Source organism: Streptomyces sp. MUSC 14, assembly GCF_001866675.1.
Taxonomy (GTDB): Bacteria; Actinomycetota; Actinomycetes; order Streptomycetales; family Streptomycetaceae; genus Streptomyces.
Genome location: NZ_MLYN01000038.1, coordinates 1 through 20613 on the forward strand (window position 1 = coordinate 1; position 20613 = coordinate 20613).

The 20613-nt window shown below is 72.7% G+C and carries 14 protein-coding genes and 1 pseudogene; 4 read left to right on the forward strand and 11 right to left on the reverse strand.

Annotated elements, in window-relative coordinates; genetic code table 11:
• Positions 1–248 precede the first annotated feature (248 nt).
• On the reverse strand, positions 249–1256 hold the full coding sequence (locus BIV25_RS24650) for a stage II sporulation protein M (protein WP_071374601.1): 1008 nt from the start codon (positions 1254–1256) through the stop codon (positions 249–251).
• 151 nt (positions 1257–1407) lie between these two features.
• Between BIV25_RS24650 and BIV25_RS24655 the strand changes: the two genes are divergently transcribed.
• Positions 1408–2391, forward strand: coding sequence for an RDD family protein (locus BIV25_RS24655; protein WP_071374602.1), 984 nt, complete (start codon positions 1408–1410; stop codon positions 2389–2391).
• A 52-nt stretch (positions 2392–2443) separates the two neighbouring features.
• Here the strand turns inward: BIV25_RS24655 and BIV25_RS24660 are convergent, their stop codons facing one another.
• Positions 2444–3058 (reverse strand): hypothetical protein, encoded by a 615-nt coding sequence (locus BIV25_RS24660; protein ID WP_071374603.1) that lies wholly within the window; start codon positions 3056–3058, stop codon positions 2444–2446.
• Between the two features lie 200 nt (positions 3059–3258).
• On the reverse strand, positions 3259–4716 hold the full coding sequence (gene ahcY / locus BIV25_RS24665) for an adenosylhomocysteinase (RefSeq protein WP_071374604.1): 1458 nt from the start codon (positions 4714–4716) through the stop codon (positions 3259–3261).
• Between the two features lie 470 nt (positions 4717–5186).
• Between ahcY and BIV25_RS24670 the strand changes: the two are divergent.
• Together BIV25_RS24670 and lepB are read left to right on the forward strand one after the other, a co-directional pair.
• Positions 5187–7413: pseudogene (locus tag BIV25_RS24670) on the forward strand (fructose-specific PTS transporter subunit EIIC).
• A gap of 206 nt (positions 7414–7619) precedes the next feature.
• Positions 7620–8306 carry a signal peptidase I gene (lepB, locus tag BIV25_RS24675; RefSeq protein ID WP_079176867.1) on the forward strand — a complete coding sequence of 229 codons (687 nt, stop codon included), beginning with the start codon at positions 7620–7622 and terminating at the stop codon, positions 8304–8306.
• A 7-nt stretch (positions 8307–8313) separates the two neighbouring features.
• On the opposite strand, the gene BIV25_RS24680 is transcribed toward lepB, so the two are convergent.
• The 6 genes from BIV25_RS24680 to BIV25_RS24700 all read right to left on the reverse strand — a co-directional run bounded on the left by BIV25_RS24680 (position 8314) and on the right by BIV25_RS24700 (position 14256).
• Complete coding sequence (locus tag BIV25_RS24680; RefSeq protein ID WP_071374605.1) at positions 8314–9294, reverse strand: cation diffusion facilitator family transporter; 981 nt, start codon at positions 9292–9294, stop codon at positions 8314–8316.
• Positions 9295–9470: 176 nt separating this feature from the next.
• The gene (gene manA, locus BIV25_RS24685) at positions 9471–10622 is read right to left on the reverse strand and encodes a mannose-6-phosphate isomerase, class I (protein ID WP_071374606.1); all 1152 of its coding nucleotides are present in this window, start codon (positions 10620–10622) and stop codon (positions 9471–9473) included.
• A 150-nt stretch (positions 10623–10772) separates the two neighbouring features.
• Positions 10773–11900: an SIS domain-containing protein gene (locus tag BIV25_RS24690; RefSeq protein ID WP_071374607.1), complete on the reverse strand. Its 1128-nt coding sequence runs from the start codon at positions 11898–11900 to the stop codon at positions 10773–10775.
• A 102-nt stretch (positions 11901–12002) separates the two neighbouring features.
• Positions 12003–12173, reverse strand: a complete 171-nt coding sequence (locus tag BIV25_RS47565; protein ID WP_079172953.1) for a Trm112 family protein — start codon at positions 12171–12173, stop codon at positions 12003–12005.
• Positions 12174–12354: 181 nt separating this feature from the next.
• Complete coding sequence (locus BIV25_RS24695; protein WP_071374608.1) at positions 12355–13719, reverse strand: phosphomannomutase/phosphoglucomutase; 1365 nt, start codon at positions 13717–13719, stop codon at positions 12355–12357.
• 111 nt (positions 13720–13830) lie between these two features.
• Positions 13831–14256 (reverse strand): DUF3499 domain-containing protein, encoded by a 426-nt coding sequence (locus tag BIV25_RS24700; protein WP_079176868.1) that lies wholly within the window; start codon positions 14254–14256, stop codon positions 13831–13833.
• A gap of 322 nt (positions 14257–14578) precedes the next feature.
• On the opposite strand from BIV25_RS24700, the gene BIV25_RS24705 reads away from it, so the two are divergent.
• Positions 14579–15031, forward strand: a complete 453-nt coding sequence (locus tag BIV25_RS24705) for a metallopeptidase family protein (protein ID WP_079176869.1) — start codon at positions 14579–14581, stop codon at positions 15029–15031.
• Positions 15032–15098: 67 nt separating this feature from the next.
• Here the strand turns inward: BIV25_RS24705 and BIV25_RS24710 are convergent, their stop codons facing one another.
• Together BIV25_RS24710 and BIV25_RS24715 are read right to left on the reverse strand one after the other, a co-directional pair.
• A complete protein-coding gene (locus tag BIV25_RS24710) occupies positions 15099–16676 on the reverse strand; it encodes a DUF5719 family protein (protein WP_071374610.1) in 1578 nt (525 codons plus the stop codon).
• Positions 16673–20449, reverse strand: a complete 3777-nt coding sequence (locus BIV25_RS24715) for a glycosyltransferase family 2 protein (RefSeq protein WP_079176870.1) — start codon at positions 20447–20449, stop codon at positions 16673–16675. The genes BIV25_RS24710 and BIV25_RS24715 overlap by 4 nt, the downstream gene beginning before the upstream one ends.
• Between the last annotated feature and the right edge of the window lie 164 nt (positions 20450–20613).

Sequence of the window (20613 nt, forward strand, 5' to 3'; positions counted from 1 at the left end):
TTCCGGCGGTTCCGACTTTATCAGAAGTTCTTGGCCGGTCTGACCGGCCGCTCATTTCTGAGTAATCGGGAGGTGCTTCTTCGAGTAAGTCGTTCTCGACTTTCCTCAGGAAGCTCGTAGATTCTAACGCTCGCCGCCGAACTTGTCCAGTTCTAGGCAACTGTTTGAATCTACCTCCCCACGTCACCCGTGTCAACGGGTTCTGCGGGCGAAGAGGAGACTAGCAGCTCACAGGCGTGGAACGCACATCAGGCAGCGGTGGGGACGGTGGCGCTGCGGTCCGTCGCTTCGAGATCGCCCGTCTCGCCGGCGCGTACCGCTCGGCGGCCCAGGACGTAGATGTACGTCAGGAATGCCAGTTCGGCCGCGACGCCGATGCCGATGCGTGCCCAGGTGGGCAGGCCGGAGGGGGTGACGAAGCCTTCGATGGCGCCGGAGACGAAGAGGACCAGGGCCAGGCCGATCGCCATGCCGACCGCTGCCCGTCCCTCCTCGGCGAGAGCGGTACGGCGGGTCCGGGGACCGGGGTCGATGAGGGTCCAGCCCAGGCGGAGGCCCGTACCCGCGGCGACGAAGACGGCGGTCAGTTCGAGCAGGCCGTGCGGGAGGACCAGCCCCAGGAAGGTGTCGAGGCGGCCGGCGGAGGACATCAGACCGAACCCGACGCCCAGGTTGAGCATGTTCTCGAAGAGGATCCACAGGACGGGCAGCCCCAGGAAGACGCCCAGGACCAGGCACACCGCTGCAGCTTGGGCGTTGTTCGTCCACACCTGGGCGGCGAAGGCGGCCGCGGGGTGGCTGGAGTAGTACGTCTCGTACTCGCCACCGGGGCGGGTCAGCTCGCGCAGCTGGCTCGGGGCCGCGATGGACGACTGCACGTCCGCGTGGGTGCCGATCCACCAGCCGAGCAGGATCGCGATGACCGTGGAGACAAGTGCCGTGGGGACCCACCAATGGCGCGTGCGATAGACGGCGGCAGGGAAGCCCTGGCCCAGGAAGCGCGTGACGTCACGCCATGAGGCGCGGCGGGTGCCGGTGACGGCGCTACGCGCGCGTGCCACGAGTTGGCTGAGCCGACCCGTCAGCTGCGGGTCCGGAGCGCTGGACTGGATGAGGGAGAGATGAGTGGCGGTGCGCTGATAGAGCGCGACGAGTTCGTCGGCTTCGGCGCCGTTGAGCCGACGTCGGCGGCGGAGCAGGGCGTCGAGGCGATCCCATTCGGCGCGGTGCGCGGAGACGAAGACGTCCAGGTCCATCGGGTCTGTCTGCTCCTCGGCTGGTCGTCGACAGCTGGTCCGCTCGTCGTGGATGCTCGCATCTGCCGTCAGGTTGTCGTACTGGGGCGCGATGCGCCCACAGCTTGGCAGACTTGCGGTTCCGGGGGCAGATCAGGGAGGGACGGCGGGCGTGAGTGAGCTGGTGACCGGCGAGGCGGTAGCGCTCGAACTGCTGCCGGCGAGGCTGCCGAGCAGGGCGCTGGCCGTGTTGTTCGACCTTGTGGCGGCGGTGACCGCATACGTCGTGGTCACGGTGGCGCTGGTGATGTCGACGGCCTCCATGGACGAGGCCGCGCAGGTGGCCCTGTCGATCGCGACGTTTCTGCTGGTGCTGGTCGGCGGACCGATCGCGGTGGAGACTCTCAGTCATGGGCGGTCGCTGGGGAAGCTGGCCTTCGGGCTGCGGGTGGTGCGGGACGACGGCGGGCCGATCCGGTTCCGGCATGCGCTGGTGCGCGGTGCGATCGGTGTGGTCGAGATCCTGCTGACGTTCGGTGTGGTGGCCTGCATCGCCTCCCTGGTGTCCGCGCGGGGCCGGCGGCTCGGGGACGTGTTCGCGGGCACGCTCGTCGTCCGTGAGCGAATACCCGCCGGTCCGGCCGGATTCGTACCGCCTCCGCCGCCGTGGCTCGTGGGACGGTTCGCCGAGCTGGACCTTTCGGCCGTGCCGGACGGACTGTGGCTGGCCGTGCGGCAGTACCTGACGCGGATGTCGCAGCTCGACCCGCAGGTCTCTGCAGGGATGGCGCAGCGGCTCGCGGCTGATCTCGCGGCGCGTACGGGCGCTTCGGTGCCGCCGGATCTGCCGGCCGCCGCCTTTCTCGCGGCCGTGGTGCACGAGCGGCAGTCCCGTGAAGTCCGGCAGACGTTCGGTGCCGGCGGTTTCGGCCCGGTAGCGGGGCGAAACCGCACGTCGGCGGCGGCCACTGCACCTCAGCCATCGCCCGCTCCCGTAGCGGGCCCGACGGGGAACGTCGCTCCGTCGGCCGGGCCAGAGCGCCAGGGCCCGCAGCGGCCGCAGGCGCCCGTCACGCCGCCGGCCGCGCCTGCCGCACGGCCGGTGGACGAGCCGTCGGCCGACCACCCGTCCACCGGATTCGCGCCGCCGGCCTGAGGCGGGGGCCGGGGAGCTCTCGGCGCTCGTGTCCCTCCGCGTCCCTCCGCGTTCAGTCGAAGGACGACGGCGCTGTCTCGAGGTCTTCCAACTCGATGCCGGGCGCGGCCAGGACGACGTCGCCGGCGATGTGGACGCTGTGCCGTTCACCGGTGTCCAGGGCTGTGACCTGGTATTCGTCCACGGTCAGGGGGCCGTTGTCAGTGGCGTGTGCTTCGCTGTTCACCAGGGCCCAGGACTGGTCCACGGTGCGGGGGGCGAGGACCGGATCCGTGAAGGCGACCAGTCGTACGCGGGTCGCGGCGGAGGAGGGGGTGAGGCGCAGCAGACGGGCAGTGGCGACGAGAAACGCGGGGGACGTGCCGGTGAAGGCGTGGGCGCGCACATTGCCTTCGGTGGCATGGGTTCCGGTGGGGTCGGTGCGGACCCAGGTGACGCCGTCGAGGGCGGCACCGCGCACCTGCCAGCCTCCCGCGTGCAGTTCGAGGCGGATGGGGCGGCCGAGGTCGTCCAGGGCGAGGTCGACCGAGCCCAGCTGGTCACCGGTGGGGCCGGTCAGCCGGGAGACATAGCGCCAGCCGGACGGGCCGGGGGCGCATTGGAAGTGTTCTTCTGCGAGGGCGGTGTGATCGTGCGGATCATGGAGCGAATAACGGCCGCGGGGCATGGGGGTCCTGGGGCTTGACGGGCTGACGGCCCGGGCCGGGTCGACCGGTCCGGACTGGCTCCGGGCCGGCTGACGGTTCCGGGAAAGAGGCAGGCCCCCGGCACGGGGGTGCGGGGGCCTGCCTCGGGAAACCTGCTGTCGGGGAGCGCGGCGGTGCACCGGTGCGCTCCCCGGCGGGCGGGGCTACGGAACCCGGGGGCTCAGTAGCGGTAGTGGTCGGACTTGTACGGGCCGTCGACCTCGACGCCGATGTACGCGGCCTGCTCCGGACGCAGCGTCGTCAGCTTCACGCCGAGCGAGTCCAGGTGGAGACGGGCGACCTTCTCGTCCAGGTGCTTGGGCAGCGTGTACACACCGACCGGGTACTCGTCCGGCTTGGTGAACAGCTCGATCTGGGCCAGGGTCTGGTCCGCGAAGGAGTTGGACATGACGAACGACGGGTGACCGGTGGCGTTGCCCAGGTTGAGCAGGCGGCCCTCGGACAGCACGATGATCACCTTGCCGTCCGGGAAGGTCCAGGTGTGGACCTGCGGCTTGACCTCGTCCTTCACGATGCCCGGGATCTTCGCCAGACCGGCCATGTCGATCTCGTTGTCGAAGTGGCCGATGTTCCCGACGATCGCCTGGTGCTTCATCCTGGCCATGTCCGAGGCCATGATGATGTCCTTGTTGCCCGTCGTGGTGACGAAGATGTCGGCCTTGTCGATGACCTCGTCGAGGGTCGTGACCTGGTAGCCGTCCATCGCGGCCTGGAGGGCGCAGATCGGGTCGATCTCGGTGACGATGACGCGGGCGCCTTGGCCGCGCAGGGACTCCGCGCAGCCCTTGCCCACGTCGCCGTAGCCGCACACGACCGCGGTCTTGCCACCGATCAGCACGTCCGTGGCGCGGTTGATGCCGTCGATCAGGGAGTGGCGGCAGCCGTATTTGTTGTCGAACTTCGACTTGGTGACGGCGTCGTTGACGTTGATCGCCGGGAACAGGAGGACGCCGTCGCGCTGCATCTCGTACAGGCGGTGGACGCCCGTCGTGGTCTCCTCCGTCACGCCGCGGATCTCGGAGGCCAGCTGGGTCCACTTCTGCGAGCCGTCCGTGATGGTGCGGTGCAGGAGGTCGAGGATGACGCGGTGCTCGTCGGACTCGGCGGTGTCCAGGCCGGGGACCTTGCCGTCCTTCTCGTACTCGACGCCCTTGTGGACGAGGAGGGTGGCGTCACCGCCGTCGTCCAGGATCATGTTCGGGCCGCCGGTGGGGCTGTCCGGCCAGGTCAGCGCCTGCTCCGTGCACCACCAGTACTCCTCCAGGGTCTCGCCCTTCCAGGCGAAGACCGGGACGCCCTGCGGGTTCTCGGGCGTGCCGTTCGGGCCGACGGCGATGGCGGCGGCCGCGTGGTCCTGGGTGGAGAAGATGTTGCAGGAGGCCCAGCGGACCCGCGCACCCAGGGCGACGAGGGTCTCGATGAGCACGGCGGTCTGGACGGTCATGTGCAGGGAGCCGGTGACGCGGGCGCCGGCCAGGGGCTGCGCCTCGGCGTACTCCTTGCGGATCGCCATCAGGCCGGGCATCTCGTGCTCGGCGAGGGTGATCTCCTTGCGGCCGAACTCGGCCAGCGAGAGGTCGGCGACCTTGAAGTCCTGTCGGTTGTCGACAGTCGTCATTACGAGCTGCTCCTCGGAGTCGGGATCGAGGTGGGTGTACGGCTGATCTGCGCGGCGGCGGACGACACGAGTGCCCGCGAAGAGCACACAGGCGTGCCCCCGTACGCGCAGCGCAGTCCGTCGGAGGCCCTCTCTCCCTCGGCCGGTCCGCGAGGACCGCCCGACCGCCATCAGCAGCGACGTCTGGCTCCGTCCCAAGCTACACCGGAGGACCCGGTCGCCCCCAGTCCGTCGCCGCAAGGTTCGAGCCAGTGGGAGGGCGGTTTCGAGCGGCGCTGCGGGGGCAGGAGGCGCCCCGGCAGGGGGCGAGGACTCGGGAACGGGAGCCTGTAGAACGGGATGAACAGGGGCTTTGCCACTGTGGTCCGGGGAGCGGGTGCGGCAGGATGCAGGGGGCCGGGCGTTCCGGTCCGTGCTCGCGGGGTGTCCGGGACGACACCGCGCACGACGAAGGTGTGAGGAGTATCGACGTGACCAGTCCGGCCGGACCGCCCTCCACGGGCGGCCGTGATGACGAGCGGCGGCGGGTGAGGCTGCTGGCGGTGACCGCGTGCCCGACCGGCATCGCGCACACGTACATGGCGGCGGAGAAGCTCGCGCAGGCTGCGGCGAGCCGTGGCATCGAGATGAAGGTGGAGACCCAGGGATCGATCGGGGCCGAAAACGTCCTCGATGACAACGATGTCAGAAGCGCGGACGGCATCATCGTCGCCGCCGACAAGGACGTCGACCTGAGCCGGTTCGCGGGCAAGCGCGTGCTGACGGTCGGGGTCGCCGAGGGCATCCATCATCCCGAGCAGCTGATCGAGCGGGTGTCGTCGGCGCCGGTGCACACGCCGGGTGGGGCCGGGAGCGGCGCGGGGACCCCGGGTGGCGGGGGCGGCGGCCGGGAGCGGGGGCCGGTCTACAAGGCGCTGATGAACGGCGTGTCGTACATGATCCCGTTCGTGGTCGTCGGCGGTCTGCTGATCGCGGTGTCGCTGGCGCTCGGCGGCCATGCGACGGCGAAGGGGTACGTGATCCCGGACGGCACCTTCTGGGCGCATGTCAACGCGATCGGCGGGATCGGGTTCCAGCTGATGATCCCGATCCTGTCCGGCTACATCGCGTACGCGATCGCCGACCGGCCCGCGCTGGTGCCGGGCATGATCGGGGGCTGGATCGCGAACACGGGGGCGCTGTACGACTCGAAGGCCGGCGCGGGGTTCATCGGCGCGATCGTGACGGGGTTCCTCGCCGGGTACCTGGTGCTGTGGATCAAGAAGGTCCGGGTGCCGAAGTTCGTGCAGCCGATCATGCCGATCATCGTGATCCCGATCGTGGCGACGACCGCGCTCGGGCTGTTCTTCATCTATGTCATCGGCAGGCCGATCTCCTGGGTGTTCGAGCACCTGACGAGCTGGCTCGGCGGGATGACGGGGACGAGCGCCATCCTGCTCGGCGCGATTCTGGGGCTGATGATCGCGTTCGACATGGGCGGGCCGGTCAACAAGACGGCGTTCCTCTTCGGCGCCGGGCTCATCGCGAGCGGCAACCAGACGGTGATGGCCATGTGCGCGGCCGCGATTCCGGTGATGCCGCTGGGGCAGGGGCTGGCCACGCTCATCAGGCGCAGGCTCTACACGGAGCAGGAGCGGGAGACCGGTCTCGCGGCGCTGTTCATGGGCTGCTTCGGCATCTCGGAGGGCGCGATTCCGTTCGCGGCCGCACGGCCTGCGCAGGTGATTCCGGCCAACATGCTGGGTGGTGCGGTGGCCGGTGCGGTCGCGGGGCTGGCCGGGGTGAAGGACGCGGTGCCGCACGGGGGGGCCGATCGTGGCGGTGCTCGGTGCGGTGAGCGGGGTGCCGATGTTCTTCGTCGCGGTGGTGATCGGCGCGGTGGTGACCGCGCTGGTGACCGTGACGTTGGTCGATGTGAGCGGGCGGCGGGGGCGTGTGGGGGCTGGTCCCGCGGGTTCTGGCGCGGCTCCGGCGCCGGGTTCGGAATCGGCTGAGGCTGGGGCTTCGGACACGGACACGGAGTCGGGTTCGGACTCGGGCGCGGAGTTGGGCTCGGGTTCGGGCGCGGAGTTGGGCTCGGGTTCGGGCGCGGAGTTGGGCTCGGGTTCGGGTTCGTCGGCCGTGGAGGGCGATTCGGCGGCGCAGGTGGTCGTGCCTGAGCAGGCGGGGGCGACGGCGGAGGCCGGTGTTGCGGGGTCGGCGGGTTCGGTGCTTGTCTCCGCCGATCCGGGGACGGAGGCCGAGGTGTTGTCCGGGTATCTCAGCGGGCGCACCGTGCGGGTCGCGCTCGCCGCCGGGGGCAAGGAGGCCGCGATACGGGAGATGGCCGAGCTGCTGGGCCGTAGCGGGCGGGTCGCCGATGTGGACGAGTTGGTGGCGAGCGCGCTGCGGCGGGAGGAGCAGGGCACGACCGGCCTCGGGGAGGAGATCGCCATCCCGCATGCCAAGACTGATGCGGTGAGTGCGCCGGTCGTAGGGTTCGCGCGGTCCGCCGAGGGGATCGAGTGGGGCTCGCTGGACGGTACGAAGGCCCGGCTGGTGTTCATGATCGCCGTACCGGAGGCGGCCGCCGGGGACGAACACCTCAGAATCCTCGCGCTGTTGTCCCGCAAGCTGATGGATCCCGGCTTCCGCGAGCGGCTGTCGGCGGCGCCGGACGAGCGGGCGGTCCTCGGCGTGCTCGCCGAGGTCGGGTGAGCCGGCGGGGACGAAGGGGATGACAGGTGCGGGTCCCGGCTCCGGGTGACCGGCGCCCGGGGCCCGCGTGCCCCGTCCCGTATCCGCCGCCCCGGATGCGCCGCCCCGCCCGTCTCTTGTCCTGTGTGCCGGCCCCGTCGCACAGTCCGTTCACGGAGTGCCGCTGTTCTCCGCGCCTCGGATGGGGCTCTTGGGGAGGACGGGACATGGCGGGGAGCACGCGCGGGCGGGGGCTGGGGGTCTCGGCGCTGGTGGCAGAGGTGCTGGGGCTGGTGTTGGCGGTCGGTGCCGTCGTCTGGCTGCGGGCGTCGTACGGGGTCTCGGCCCTCGGGGGTGACAGCATGGGGCCGACGTACGCGCGCGGGACCGGGATCGTCTGGGAGCGTGTCGACGGGAGCGAGGTGCGGCGCGGCGACGTCGTCGTGTTCACGCCGCCGGTGTCGTACGGGATCGACGCGCCCCTGGTGAAGCGGGTCGTCGGGGTGGGCGGGGACCGGGTGCGGTGCTGCACGGCGGTGGGTTCGCGGGAGCGGGTGACCGTGAACGGGAAGCCGGTCGAGGAGCCGTACGTGTACGGCGGTGACGCCGACGGCGCGCACAGGGCGTACGACGTGACGTTCCCTCAGGGGCGGCTGTTCCTCCTGGGCGACTACCGCGCGAACTCCCAGGACTCGCGGTTCCACCTCGACGAGCAGAGCGGGACGGTGTCCGCGGGCGCGGTGCCGGGCCGGGTGACGGACGGCCGTACGGTCCCGGCCCTGGGCGTCATGGCCGCGCTCCTCGGTGGTGTGCTGGTGCCCGCCGGCGGCGGGCTCGGGATGGGTTTTCTCGTCGTACGGCGGCGGAAGGCGGCGCCGGTGATGCCCTGGCCTGCGCCGCCGATGGGTGGCTGACGGCTGGTCAGTGGCCGGCCGCGTGCGGGTTCGGGCCGCCGGGGGTGGCCTCCGGGTCGGGGCCCTTGGCGGCCTCGGCCTCGCTGTAGATGTCCGGTTCGAGGTAGATGACGCGGGCGATCGGGACGGCGGCGCGGATGCGGGCCTCGGCGGCGTTGATGGCGTTCGCGACCTCGGTGGCCGTGTCGTCGTGCTGGACGGCGATCTTGGCGGCGACGAGCAGCTCCTCGGGGCCGAGGTGCAGCGTGCGCATGTGGATGACGCCGGTGACGGTGTCGCCGTCGACGGTCGCCTCCTCGATCTGCCTGACCACGTCGGAGCCGGCGGCCTCGCCCAGCAGCAGCGACTTGGTCTCGGCGGCGAGGACCAGGGCGATGCAGACGAGCAGGACGCCGATGCACACGGTGCCGATGCCGTCCCAGACGCCGTCGCCGGTGAGGACGGAGAGGCCGACGCCGAGCAGGGCGAGGACCAGACCGATGAGGGCGCCGAAGTCCTCCAGCAGGACGACGGGCAGTTCGGGCGCCTTGGCGCGGCGGATGAACTGGGCCCACGACAGCGCGCCACGCAGCTCGTTGGACTCCTTTATGGCCGTGCGGAAGGAGAAGCCCTCGGCGATGACCGCGAAGAGCAGGACGCCCACCGGCCAGTACCAGTTCTCCAGTTCGTGCGGGTGGCTGATCTTCTCGAAGCCCTCGTAGACGGCGAACATGCCGCCGATCGAGAACAGCACGATCGAGACCAGGAAGGCGTAGATGAAGCGCTCGCGGCCGTAACCGAACGGGTGTTGCGGGGTGGCCTCGCGCTGTGCGCGCTTGCCGCCGAGCAGCAGCAGGAACTGGTTGCCGGAGTCGGCGAGCGAGTGGACGCCCTCGGCGAGCATCGAGGAGGAGCCGCTGAACGCGAACGCCACGAACTTGGATGCCGCGATCGCGAGATTGGCGCCGAGTGCCGCCACGATCGCCTTCGTACCGCCTGACGCGCTCATGTGTCCGCGTTGTCCCTTCGCCTCTGTCGCCCTCTGCGGCCGGTGCCGGCCGGGCCGCCTGTGCCGCCCTCGGACGTCGCTGTCGTCCGGGCGGGTCCGGCTTTGCCCGGCCTTTGCCGGTGGGCCATTCTTGCAGCCCGGCCGGGGCTCACCGCGTCAGGTATCCACAACCCCGGTCATACGATCACAGTGGCGCGGTAGACAGTTCCCGCGCCGGAGACGGCCGCCTTCTCGCCCGCCGGGACGAAGACCGACCGGCCGGGGCCCAGTTCGTGTTCGCCCGCGCGGACCGAACCGGCCGTGCACAGGAGGATCTGCGGGGTGTCGAGGGTGAGGTCGTGGGCGGTGGTGCCCTCGGCGAACACGTACCGGGACAGGCGGAACTCGTCGATCGGCGTCTCGTAGACCTCCTCGCCGTCCGCGGCGGCCTCGGGGCGCAGCACGCCCGGGTCGCTCGCCTCGAAGCGGACGACGCGCAGCAGTTCGGGGACGTCGACGTGCTTGGGGGTCAGGCCGCAGCGCAGGACGTTGTCGGAGTTGGCCATGATCTCGACGCCGAGGCCGTTGAGGTAGGCGTGCGGGATGCCGGCGCCGAGGAAGAGGGCCTCGCCGGGCTGGAGCCGGACGTGGTTGAGCAGCATGGCGGCGATGACGCCGGGGTCGCCCGGGTAGTGGTGGGCGATGTCGGCGTAGGGGGTGTAGGCACCGCCGAGGCGGGTGCAGGCGGCACTGGCCTCGGCGACCGTGCGCGCCATCTCCTCCGGGGCGGCGCTGAGGATCGCGGTGAGGACCTCGCGCAGGGCCGCGTCCTCGGGGCCCGCGTGCAGCAGGTCGACGTACGGCTTGAGCGAGTCGACGCCGAGGCCGGCGAGCAGGTCGGCGGCCTGGACGGGGTCGCGGAAGCCGCACAGGCCGTCGAACTCGGAGAGCGCACAGATCAGTTCGGGCTTGTGGTTGGCGTCCTTGTAGTTGCGGTGCGGGGCGTCGACCGGGACGCCACGGCGCTCCTCGTCCGCGTAGCCCTCCTTCGCCTGGGCCAGGTCGGGGTGCACCTGGAGGGAGAGGGGCGCGCCGGCGGCGAGGATCTTGAGCAGGAAGGGCAGGCGCGGACCGAACTTGGCCACGGCCGCCTTGCCCAGCTCGGCCTCCGGGTTCGCGTCGATGACCTCGACGAGACTCCCGCGCGCGGTGCGCGAGGGGGCGCCGGGATGCGCGCCCATCCACATCTCCGCCTGCGGTTCACCGGTCGGCTCGACGCCGGTCAGGTGCGGGATGGCGGTGGGGGAACCCCAGGCGTAGGGGCGGATGGTGTTGTCGAGGCGGTCCATGTGTCCGTGTCTTCTCTGTCGGTCGTTCGTACGCGGCTCGGTCGGTACGCCACTCGGTCGGTGTCGGCCGGTCGGCCATCCGGTCCCTGTCGCTCGGCCGGTGCCGGTCGCTGAGGGCGCGGGCGCGGCGGGGCCGGCCCGGTGCCCACATCAGGCCCTGGAAGCGAGCGCCAGGTAAACGGCGGCGAAATCCGTGACGGCGATCAGGTCCGCGAGGGTCTCCAGTTCGCCGCCCTCCTCCGGTTCGAGTTCGCTGATCGGCGTGTCGTGGCTGAGAGCCAGGTCGCGGGCGGCGGGCGCGGCGGTGAGGCCGCCGAGCGGGCGGTCGCGGAGCAGCACCACGCGCGCGTGCAGCGCGGGTGCCTCCTCCACGCGGTCGCGGAAGAAGTCGCCGGGGTCGGCGCTTGCGGCCAGCGGGCCGGCCAGCAGGGCGCTGTGTGCGGCGAGCGCCTCGGGGAGTTCGGCGACGAGCGCGGGGCGTCCGGCGAGTTCGGCGAGGGCCGCGGCGAAGCGGTGTCCCGCGGGGCCCACCGAGGTGCCTTCCGTCCACACCACCGGGAGCGCGTCGGCGAGTTCGGCGGCGAGGGTCTTCGCCGGGTTGCTGTACGTCGCGATGGCGGGGCCGCAGCGCTCGGCGACGTGGTCCAGCCGGTCGGCGACCTTCTCCAGCTCCTCGGGCGGGGCGCCGATCAGGCCGATGCGGTCCAGCAGGGCCAGCAGCGGGGTGAGCAGCGCCCAGAAGACGCCCGAGGAGGACGCGGCGAGCGGTTCGTCCTGGTCGTACGGCGCTGTCGCCATCGGTACGAACAGGCCGTGCGCGCCGGCGACGGACTCGGCGAGCGGCGTCCCGGCCGGGGCCACGGCGACGACCGAGCAGCCGCGGCGATAGGCCTGGTCGGTGAGGAGGGCGAGGCTGGGTTCGGTGCCGTCCGGGGTGGCGATCAGGAGCAGGTCGACGGAGCCGGCCCAGCCCGGGAGCTCCCAGCGCAGGGCGCCGGCGGCCGGGGCGACGCCGGTCGGGGCCAGCCGGACCACGGGGCTGCCGACGCCGGCCAGCGCGCCGATGAGGTCGGCGGTGTGGGTGGCGGCCGTGCCGGGGCCGGCGATCAGTACGGCGCGCGGGCGGCCGTCGGGCTTGAGGTCGCCGATCCCGGCCTCGGCGGCGTGCCGGGCGGCGGTGCGGACGCGGGCGCCGGCCTCGGCGGCACCGCGCAGCAGGCCTCGGCGGTCGGCCTCGGCGAGGCCCTCCGGGGTGTCGAGCAGCGATTCGTCCAGCATGGGCGGCAGCCTCCGATCGCCGGGGTCCTGTGCGGAGCCCTCCAGGGGGTGGCGCCGGTTCGCGGTGCGGCGGGCGCCTGGGCTACGAGGTGAAGCGCCTCGTCACGCGGGGCGGCGGGCCTCGTCCACGAGGAGGACCGGGATGCCGTCGCGGACGGGGTACGCGAGGCCGCAGTCCTGGCTCGTGCAGACCAGCTCGGTGTCCTGCTCCTCAAGGGGGGCGTGGCACGCGGGGCAGGCGAGGATCTCCAGGAGGCCGGCTTCGAGCGGCATGGGATGTCCCTTCGGGGCGAGGTTTCTTTGGCCGCTGGTCAGCGTACCGCTGCGGGGCAGGTTGGGCCGGGGCACGGGGCTGGGGCCGGGGCTGGGAAGCCGCCCCGCCGTCCCGGGCCCGCCGCCCGGCGGGCCCGCCCCCTGCCTCAGGCGTCAGGCGTCAGGCGTCAGGCGTCCGGCCTCAGGCCCGGATGATCGCCAGGGCCTCGTCCCTGATCTTCGCCATGGTCGCCTCGTCCTTCGCCTCGGCGTTCAGGCGGAGGAGGGGCTCCGTGTTGGAGGGGCGGACGTTGAACCACCAGTCGGCCGCGGCGACCGTGAGGCCGTCGAGGTCGTCCAGGGTGACGTCGGCGCGGTCCCCGTACGCGGCGCGGATGGCGGCGAGGCGGCCGGCCTGGTCGGCGACGGTGGAGTTGATCTCGCCGGAGCCGACGTAGCGGTCGTACTGGGCGACGAGGGAGGACAGGGGGCCGTCCTGGCCGCCGAGGGCCGCGAGGACGTGCAGGGCGGCCAGCATGCCCGTGTCGGCGTTCCAGAAGTCCTTGAAGTAGTAGTGGGCGGAGTGCTCGCCGCCGAAGATCGCGCCGGACTCGGCCATCTCCGCCTTGATGAAGGAGTGGCCGACGCGGGTGCGCACCGGGGTGCCGCCGTTCTCCCGCACGACCTCCGGGACCGTGCGGGAGGTGATCAGGTTGTGGATGATCGTGCCCGTGCCGCCGTTGCGGGCCAGCTCGCGGGCGGCGACCAGGGCGGTGATCGCGGACGGGGAGACCGGGTCGCCGTGCTGGTCCACGACGAAGCAGCGGTCGGCGTCGCCGTCGAAGGCGATACCGAGGTCGGCGCCCTCCTCGGGAACCCGCTTCTGCAGGTCCACGAGGTTGGCCGGGTCGAGCGGGTTGGCCTCGTGGTTCGGGAAGGTGCCGTCCAGTTCGAAGTACATCGGCACGAGGGTCAGGGGCAGGCCCTCGAAGACGGACGGGACCGTGTGGCCGCCCATGCCGTTGCCGGCGTCGACCACGACCTTCAGGGGGCGGATGGAGGTCAGGTCGACCAGCGAGCGCAGGTACGCCGCGTAGTCCTCCAACGTCTCGCGCCCGGACAGGGTTCCCGGCTCGGCCACCGGCTCCGGGGTGCCCGACTCCAGCCAGCCCTCGGCCAGTTCGCGGATCTGCGCGAGGCCGGTGTCCTGGCCGACCGGGGCGGCGCCCGCGCGGCACAGCTTGATGCCGTTGTACTGGGCCGGGTTGTGGGAGGCCGTGAACATGGCGCCGGGCAGGTTCAGCGCGCCCGAGGCGTAGTACAGCTGGTCCGTGGAGCACAGGCCGATCTCGGTGACGTCCACGCCGCGGTCGGCCGCGCCCTGCGCGAAGGCGCGGGACAGGCCCGGCGACGAGGGGCGCATGTCATGGCCGACGACGATCGCCGTGGCGCCCGTCACCTGCGCGAAGGCGGCGCCGAAGAGCCGGGCGAGCGATTCGTCCCACTGGTCCGGGACCACTCCCCGCACGTCGTACGCCTTCACGATCTGCGACAGATCAGCAGCCACGTCCAACCCTCCTGAAAGTTCTATGGGTGCCCACAAACTACCCGTCGGGGGTAAGGGAGAGGTGTGCGGACACCATGCGGAGGCCGAGCCTCCGGGGCGGCGGAGGGTCGCTCAGTTGTCCGGGGAGCGCAGGACGCGGAGGTGGCCGCGGCGGGCGACCTCCATCGGGTCCGCCGTGCGGGCTCCGCCGCCGGCCGCCTCGGCCGCGCGCTGCTGGGGGCGGGCCGCCTCGCGCACGGCGTTGGCGAGCGCTTCGAGGTCGTCACCGCTGGGGCGTGCGGGGGCCGAGCCGTCGAGGAGGCGTACGACCTCCCAGCCGCGCGGGGCGGTGAGGCGCTCGGAGTGCTCGGCGCACAGGTCGTAGCAGTGGGGTTCCGCGTAGGTGGCGAGCGGGCCGAGGACCGCGGTGGAGTCGGCGTAGACGTACGTCAGCGTCGCCACGGCGGGTCGGCCGCAGGCGGTGCGCGAACAGCGACGTACAGGGCTCACGACGTTGGACGGTACCGCACTCTTGAGCGGGCCGCGACGACTCTCCACCAGGTCACTCCACCGTGTCGGGCTGTGAAACGCCCCACACACCCTTTCGTGGAGACCCTGTTGACCTGCGTGGACGAGTCCCCGGCGCGTCGCGGGCAATGTTCGATCCGGTCATGAGTCGGCACAAACACCGTCAATTGCCTTGAGTTTGGCGGTCTCGGAGGGTTATGGAAACGCGCCAGACGTTGGCCTGAATGGTCATCCTGTGACATCGGGTGGGATACCGCCGCAGGACACGGGGCCGGCCGGTCGTCCGGGAGAGGTCGAGGTTGTCGTGTGGAGCCGGGCGGGGGACGCGGGCGGGGACTACGCTTCACCGGTGATGGACAACCGTGTACCGCCCCGTGCCAGCGGCCCCGGGCCCCGTCGCCGTGATCGTCACGGGCGGGGCATGCGCGGGCCGATCGCACCGCCGCAGGTGCCGCTCTCGGCCAGCCGCGCCGAGGTGTTCGCGGATCTGGTGCGGGACTCCGTGGAGCGGCTCGAACGACGGTGGCCGCAACTCGCCGACATCGAATTCCTCGTGCTGGAGGTGCCCCGGCTGGACGCGCGGGGCGATCAGGCGTGGAGCGACGAGGCTGTGCCGCTCGGCGGGGTCGTGCCGGCGCGGGACGGGCGGCAGGCGCGTGTCGTCGTGTACCGGCGGCCGGTGGAGATCCGGACGAAGGGGCGCGACGAGCGGGCCGCGCTGGTACACGAGGTGGTCGTGGAGCAGGTGGCGGAGCTGCTGGGGCTGACCCCGGAGACCGTGGATCCGCGGTACGGGGAGGACTAGGGGCCGTCGCCCCTGCCCGTCCGCTCCCCCCTCCCCCTGCTCACCCCTGCTCCCGGCTTTCCCGCTGTTACTTCTGCAGCACCCCCAGGTCCTGCGTCGTCTGCGGTACGGCGACCGTTCCGCGGTCGTTCGGGAGGGTCTGGATGGTGAAGCCCGGAACTCCGCCCTCGGTGGCCGTGAGGGTGCGGGAGGCGTAGACCGGGCCGCCCGAGGTCGTTTCCACGGTGAGGGCGTAGGTGCCCTGGAGGCCCGAGGGGACCGGGGCCGCGAGGTTCTGGGTCGTGCCGGACCTGATCGTGAAGGTCTTCGTCGCCGCCGTGCCGCCGCCGCTGCCCGCCGAGGCGGTGACCTTGACCGTGGCCGTGGCGGTCGGTGCGGTCAGGGACAGGGTCGAGCCCTTGGCGCTGTTGTCGGCGGCGGTCGCGCGCGCGCCGACCGGGGCCGTGGCCGGGATGAAGGCCGTCTCCTGCTTGTCGCCCTTGCCGCGCACGACCTGGAGCGCGGCCACGATCGGGACCGACTGGTCCGTCGGGGTCAGGATCAGGGAGCCCGCCTCGCCGCGGGTGACGGGGCCGAGGTCGGCCGCGGTGGTCATGCCGGACTTCACGTGCACGGTCTCATTGCCGGCCGGGGTGATCAGGCCGCCGGACGTGGCCAGGCGGACCTTGAGGTCGGCGTCGTCGCCGCCGGGGGCGAAGGTGATCAGCCGGACGTCGGTGGCGTCCGCGGGGATGCCGGGCAGGACCAGGGCGGGCGCCGGGTCGGCGGCCGCGGCCAGCCAGTCGCCGCCCGCCTTGGCGTCCAGGGCCTGTACGGCCGCGCCGACCCGGCCGCTGCGCACGCTGACGTGCACGGTCAGGTCGGACTGCTGCTCGTCGGTGAGCGTGGACAGCAGGATCGGCTTGCTCGCGTGCGGCGGAACGGTGAGGTTCTCGCCGAGCGGGGACTTGACCGCGCCGTTCTTGTCGTACAGCTCGACGTCGACGACGGCGGCGGAGTCGTCGGGGTTGGTCAGGTGCACGTAGTCGGTGCGGCTCGCGGCCGTGCTGGCGCCCGGGAACCAGAACTCGGTGTCCGCGGGTGTGCAGTTGACGCCCTGAAGGCCGCGGCCCGTGCCGGCGGCGACCTCGGTGGTCTCCTGCACGGTCCAGCCGGGCGCGAACCCCCCGTCGGCGGTGCCGATGAGCGCGGACCCGTCGGCGCCCGAGACATCGCCGGTGGCCGGGGTGCCGGGGGCCTTGGGGGTGAGCACCGGCTTGTCCGCCGGCGTGCTCCCGCTCTTGGACCCCTTGGAGTCCTTGCCCGCCTTCGAGCCCTGCGATCCCTTGGAGCCCTTGCCCGGCGTGGAGCCGCCCGACACGGAGGTGTCCGTGCCGTCCGCCGACTGCTGGTCGGCTGCCTGGAGTTGGGCCTTGCCGCTGCTCGCCGCGGACTGGGTGACAGGCGTGAACGAGGTGTACGACGTGTCGGCGATGTCCGAGATGCTCGGTGCCGGGCACAGCAGGCTCGTACGCTCCACCGGGAGGCTGGCCGCGGCCTTCGGCGCGGTGGCCCCGGACGCGGACGGGCCGTCGAGGGCGGCGAACGCGGTGACGGCGGCCAGCGCGGTGGTGCCGGCGATCAGGGACAAGGTCGTGCGGTTCACTGCTGGCTCCCGTCGGGGCGCTCGCTGCCGGTGCCGTGGGGGTGCTGGGCCGGGTCGTAGCCCTGCTGGGCCGGGTCGTACGCCGGGTCGTAGCCCTGCTGGTAGGCCGTTGGGTCGTACGGCATCTGGTCGGCCGTGCCGCCGTAGGCGTACGGGTCGTACTGGCCGTTCTGGTACGGGTCGTGGGCGTAGCCCTGCTGGTCGTAGCCGGACGTCTGGTACGGGTCGGCGGGCTGGTACTGGTCCGCCGTGTAGCCGTAGCCGGCGTTCGCGTAGGAGGACTGGTCCCAGTCTCCGTAGGGCTGCTGCTGGGGTACGGCGGCGGGGGCGGGGGGAACGTCGGGCATCACGGGCGCGACGGCCTGCTCCGCCGCCGGCTCACCGGTCTGCTCGCCGGCCTGTTCGGCTGCCTGCTCCGCGGCCTGTTCCTCGGCCTGGGCGCGCAGGCGGCGGGCGCGGCGGCCCTCGCCCGTCGGGACCTGGGCCGGCACGGGCTCCGCCTCGGGCAGGTCGTCGTCGACGTCGCGGCGGCGGCCGGGCAGGGCGAGGACGACCAGGACGACGGCGAGCGCCCCCTGGGCCCACAGCCAGGCGGTGTGGGTGATCGGGCCGTCGTAGACGACATCGAGCCTGCCGCCGTTCGCGGGCAGTTGGAAGCCCTGGGCCCAGCCGTCGACGGTGGTGCGGGTGAGCGGCTTGCCGTCCAGGGTGGCCGTCCAGCCCGCGGAGGCGGTGTCGGCGAGGCGCAGGACGCGGCCGTCCGCGCCGGACGGGACGGTCGTGTGGATCTCCACCGGTCCGGCGCTGACCGGCTGGGCGGTGCCCGAGCCGCCGACGGGGACGATGGCGGCGCGGGAGACCTCCTGGTCGACGCGCCACAGGGCGCTGCCGCCCTGCTGGCTGAGCCGGGACAGGCCGGGCGTGGCGTCGAGGACGCGGGTGAAGTCGCGGGGCGCGCCCTTGTGGACGAGGACGTAGCGCACGGCGAAGCCGCCGAGCTCGTCGGCCTGGTCGGCGCCGGAGCCGGCGACGAGGTTGGCGACGATCTTGTCCAGCCGACTGTTCGTGCCCTCGGCGGCGCTGAGTTCGGCGTCGCCCATGCGGGCGCCGGAGCCGCGGACCAGGGCGTAGCGCACGCGCGCGGTGGAGTCGCTGTCGAGGATCAGGGTGCGGGCCTGGTCGCCGGTGGTGGCGTCCTCGGCGACGAACGCGGGCACCTGGGTGGGGTCCTGGCGCTTCACGGGGCCGTCGGCGCCGCCGATCACCCAGCCGGCGGCGACGAGCAGCGGGCCCACGGCGGAGGCGAGGGCGATCAGGGCGGCGACCGGCTGGCGCCAGCCGAAGCTCTGCTCGGCCACGCGTGCGCGTGCGCCGTCGGCGCCGAGGGCGGCGGCGGCCAGCAGGGCGATGCCGTAGACGAGAGTGGCCGGTCCGGCCCAGGCGGACCTGTTGGACAGGACGGCGAAGACGAGGGCGACCAGGGCGACGGCCCAGGCGGTGCGGATGCCCAGCTGTCGCTCGGAGCGCAGGAGCGCGGCGAGCGCGGCGAGGACGATGCCGATGAGCATCAGTCCGTGCACGGTGCCCACGCCGCCGGGGCTGGCGCCGAGCAGGTCGAGTGCGGAGGCGGTCGACGCGCCGTAGTCCAGGCCGGCTTCCTTGAAGAAGCCGGTCGGCAGCAGGGTCAGCGACCAGGGGGCGAGGACCAGCAGCGGGGTGCCGAGCTGGGCGAGGAAGCGCAGGCCGTGGGCGACGGGGTCGGTGCGGCGCAGCGCCAGGACGCCGAGGCCGAGGAGCAGCGCGATGGGCCACACGATCGGCGTGAAGGCCGTGGCGATGGTCAGCAGCAGCGCGTACGCCCAGGTGGCGCGCCAACTGCCGCGCGCGCCGGAGCGGTTCGCGAGGCCGCTCGCGGCGATGCCCGCGCGCGCGATGAGCGGCAGCAGCACCGCGAGGACGGTGGTGCCGATGCGGCCGCCGGCCAGGGCGCCGGTGGTGGCGGGCAGGAAGGCGTAGGCGATGGCGGCCCACGCGCGCAGCAGCCGGGAGGTGACGAGCGGCCGGGAGGCGAAGTAGGCGGTGAAGCCGGCGAGCGGCACCGCGGCGATCAGCAGGACGGTGACCGCGAGTCCGGTGGAGCCGAACAGGAGCGTGCCGAGGGCCGCGAGAATCCCGAGGTACGGCGGTGCGGACGGGGAGCCGCCCGCGCCCACCGGGTGCCAGGAGTCGGCGAAGCGGGACCACAGCTCGCCGGGGCCGGCCGGGGCGGGCAGCAGGGCACCGCCCGCGAGCGCACCGCTGCCGAGCAGGGCGCGGCAGGCGGCGAGGGAGATCAGCAGCAGGGCCAGGAAGAGCACCGGGCCGGGGTTGCGGGCGATGCGCTTGAGCCGGGCGAACTGCTCGATCTCCAGGAAGTCGGCGTCGTCGCCGCCGGGGCCGGACTCCATGGCGCCGCCGTGCCGGCCCGCCGAGGAGGTCTCGCTGTCCCGGCCGCTGGAGAAGTTGCCCGCGACCTGCTCGACGGTGGCGCGGATGGTGGCGCCGGGTGGTGGCAGGAGCTCGCGCAGCTCGCCCTTGTCGAGTTGTGAGGAGCCGCGGCGGCGCCGGGCGGCGATGATCCGCTCGGGGCGCAGCAGCACGCCGAGCAGGCCGCGGATCTCGTCGACGGCCTGGCCCGGGACCTTGCCGACGAGGTAGGCGACGGTGCGCAGGACGGTGCCGAGGACGATCCTGAGCAGGACCCAGGGCAGCGCGCCCGTACGGGTGTTGGCGAGCAGGGTGTAGACGGCACCGGCCTTGTCGACCTTGTGCGGGGAGGCGCTGGTGCGGCCCGCGCAGTCGACGGCGCGGCGCTCGCGGGCGGCGGCCTCGGCGTGCCGGACGACGGCGTCGGGGGCGATCAGGACGCGGTGGCCGGCGCTGTGGGCGCGCCAGCACAGGTCGACGTCGTCGCGCATGAGGGGCAGGCGGCGGTCGAAGCCGCCGAGTTGTTCGAAGACGTCGCGGCGCACGAGCATGCCGGCGGAGGACACGGACAGCACGGTGCGGACGTGGTCGTGCTGGCCCTGGTCCTGTTCGCGGCGGTCCAGGCCGGTCCAGCGGCGGCCGGAGTTGGCGATGGAGACGCCCACCTCCAGCAGCTGCCGACGGTCGTACCAGCCGCGCAGCTTGGGGCCGACGACGCCCACGTCGGTGCGTCCCAGCTCCTGTTCGTTCTCGACGACGCGCAGCAGCTCGGCGAGGGCGTCGGGTTCGGGGGCGCAGTCGTCGTGCAGCAGCCAGAGCCACTGGACGGGCTCGCCGTGCGGGAGTTCGGGCAGGTCGTAGGCGTCGTCGCGCCACGAGCGGGTGACCGGGTCCCAGCCGCTGGGGCGTTTGAGATACGGCAGCTCTTCCGGGGTGAGGACCGGGGCGGTGCGGCTCGCCTCCTCCACGGCCTGGCCGAAGCCGGTGCGGCGGGCCAGGTGCAGGACGTTGCCGTCGCCGAGGGCTTCGCCGAGCAGCCGGGCGGAGTCGTCCGCGCTGCCGGTGTCGGCCGCGACGGCGTGCTGGACGGGGCGCTCCTGGCCGAGCAGGCCGGCGAGGGCGTCGGGCAGCCAGCGGGCACCGTCGTGGGCGACGAGGACCGCGGTGACGACGTGACGCGGGAACTCGGGCGGGCGGGACGGGTCCAACGCGGCCGGGCGGGACGGGTCAAACGCGGCCGGGCGGGACGGGTCGAAACCCGCCGTGGCTGCCGGGTCTTGGGCTGCCGTATGGCTGTGCACGGACATCGAGGTACGGGCCCCGGTTCGATGGACTGCGGTGGACGCCTGTGCCTCCTCGTGCATCGAGGGGACAGCGGGGCGTCTCGGACGAGCGACCACACTATCGGCTGACCACGACGACGGCCCGCCGCCTGTGGATAACCCACATGCGACGGGCCGTTCGTGACGTT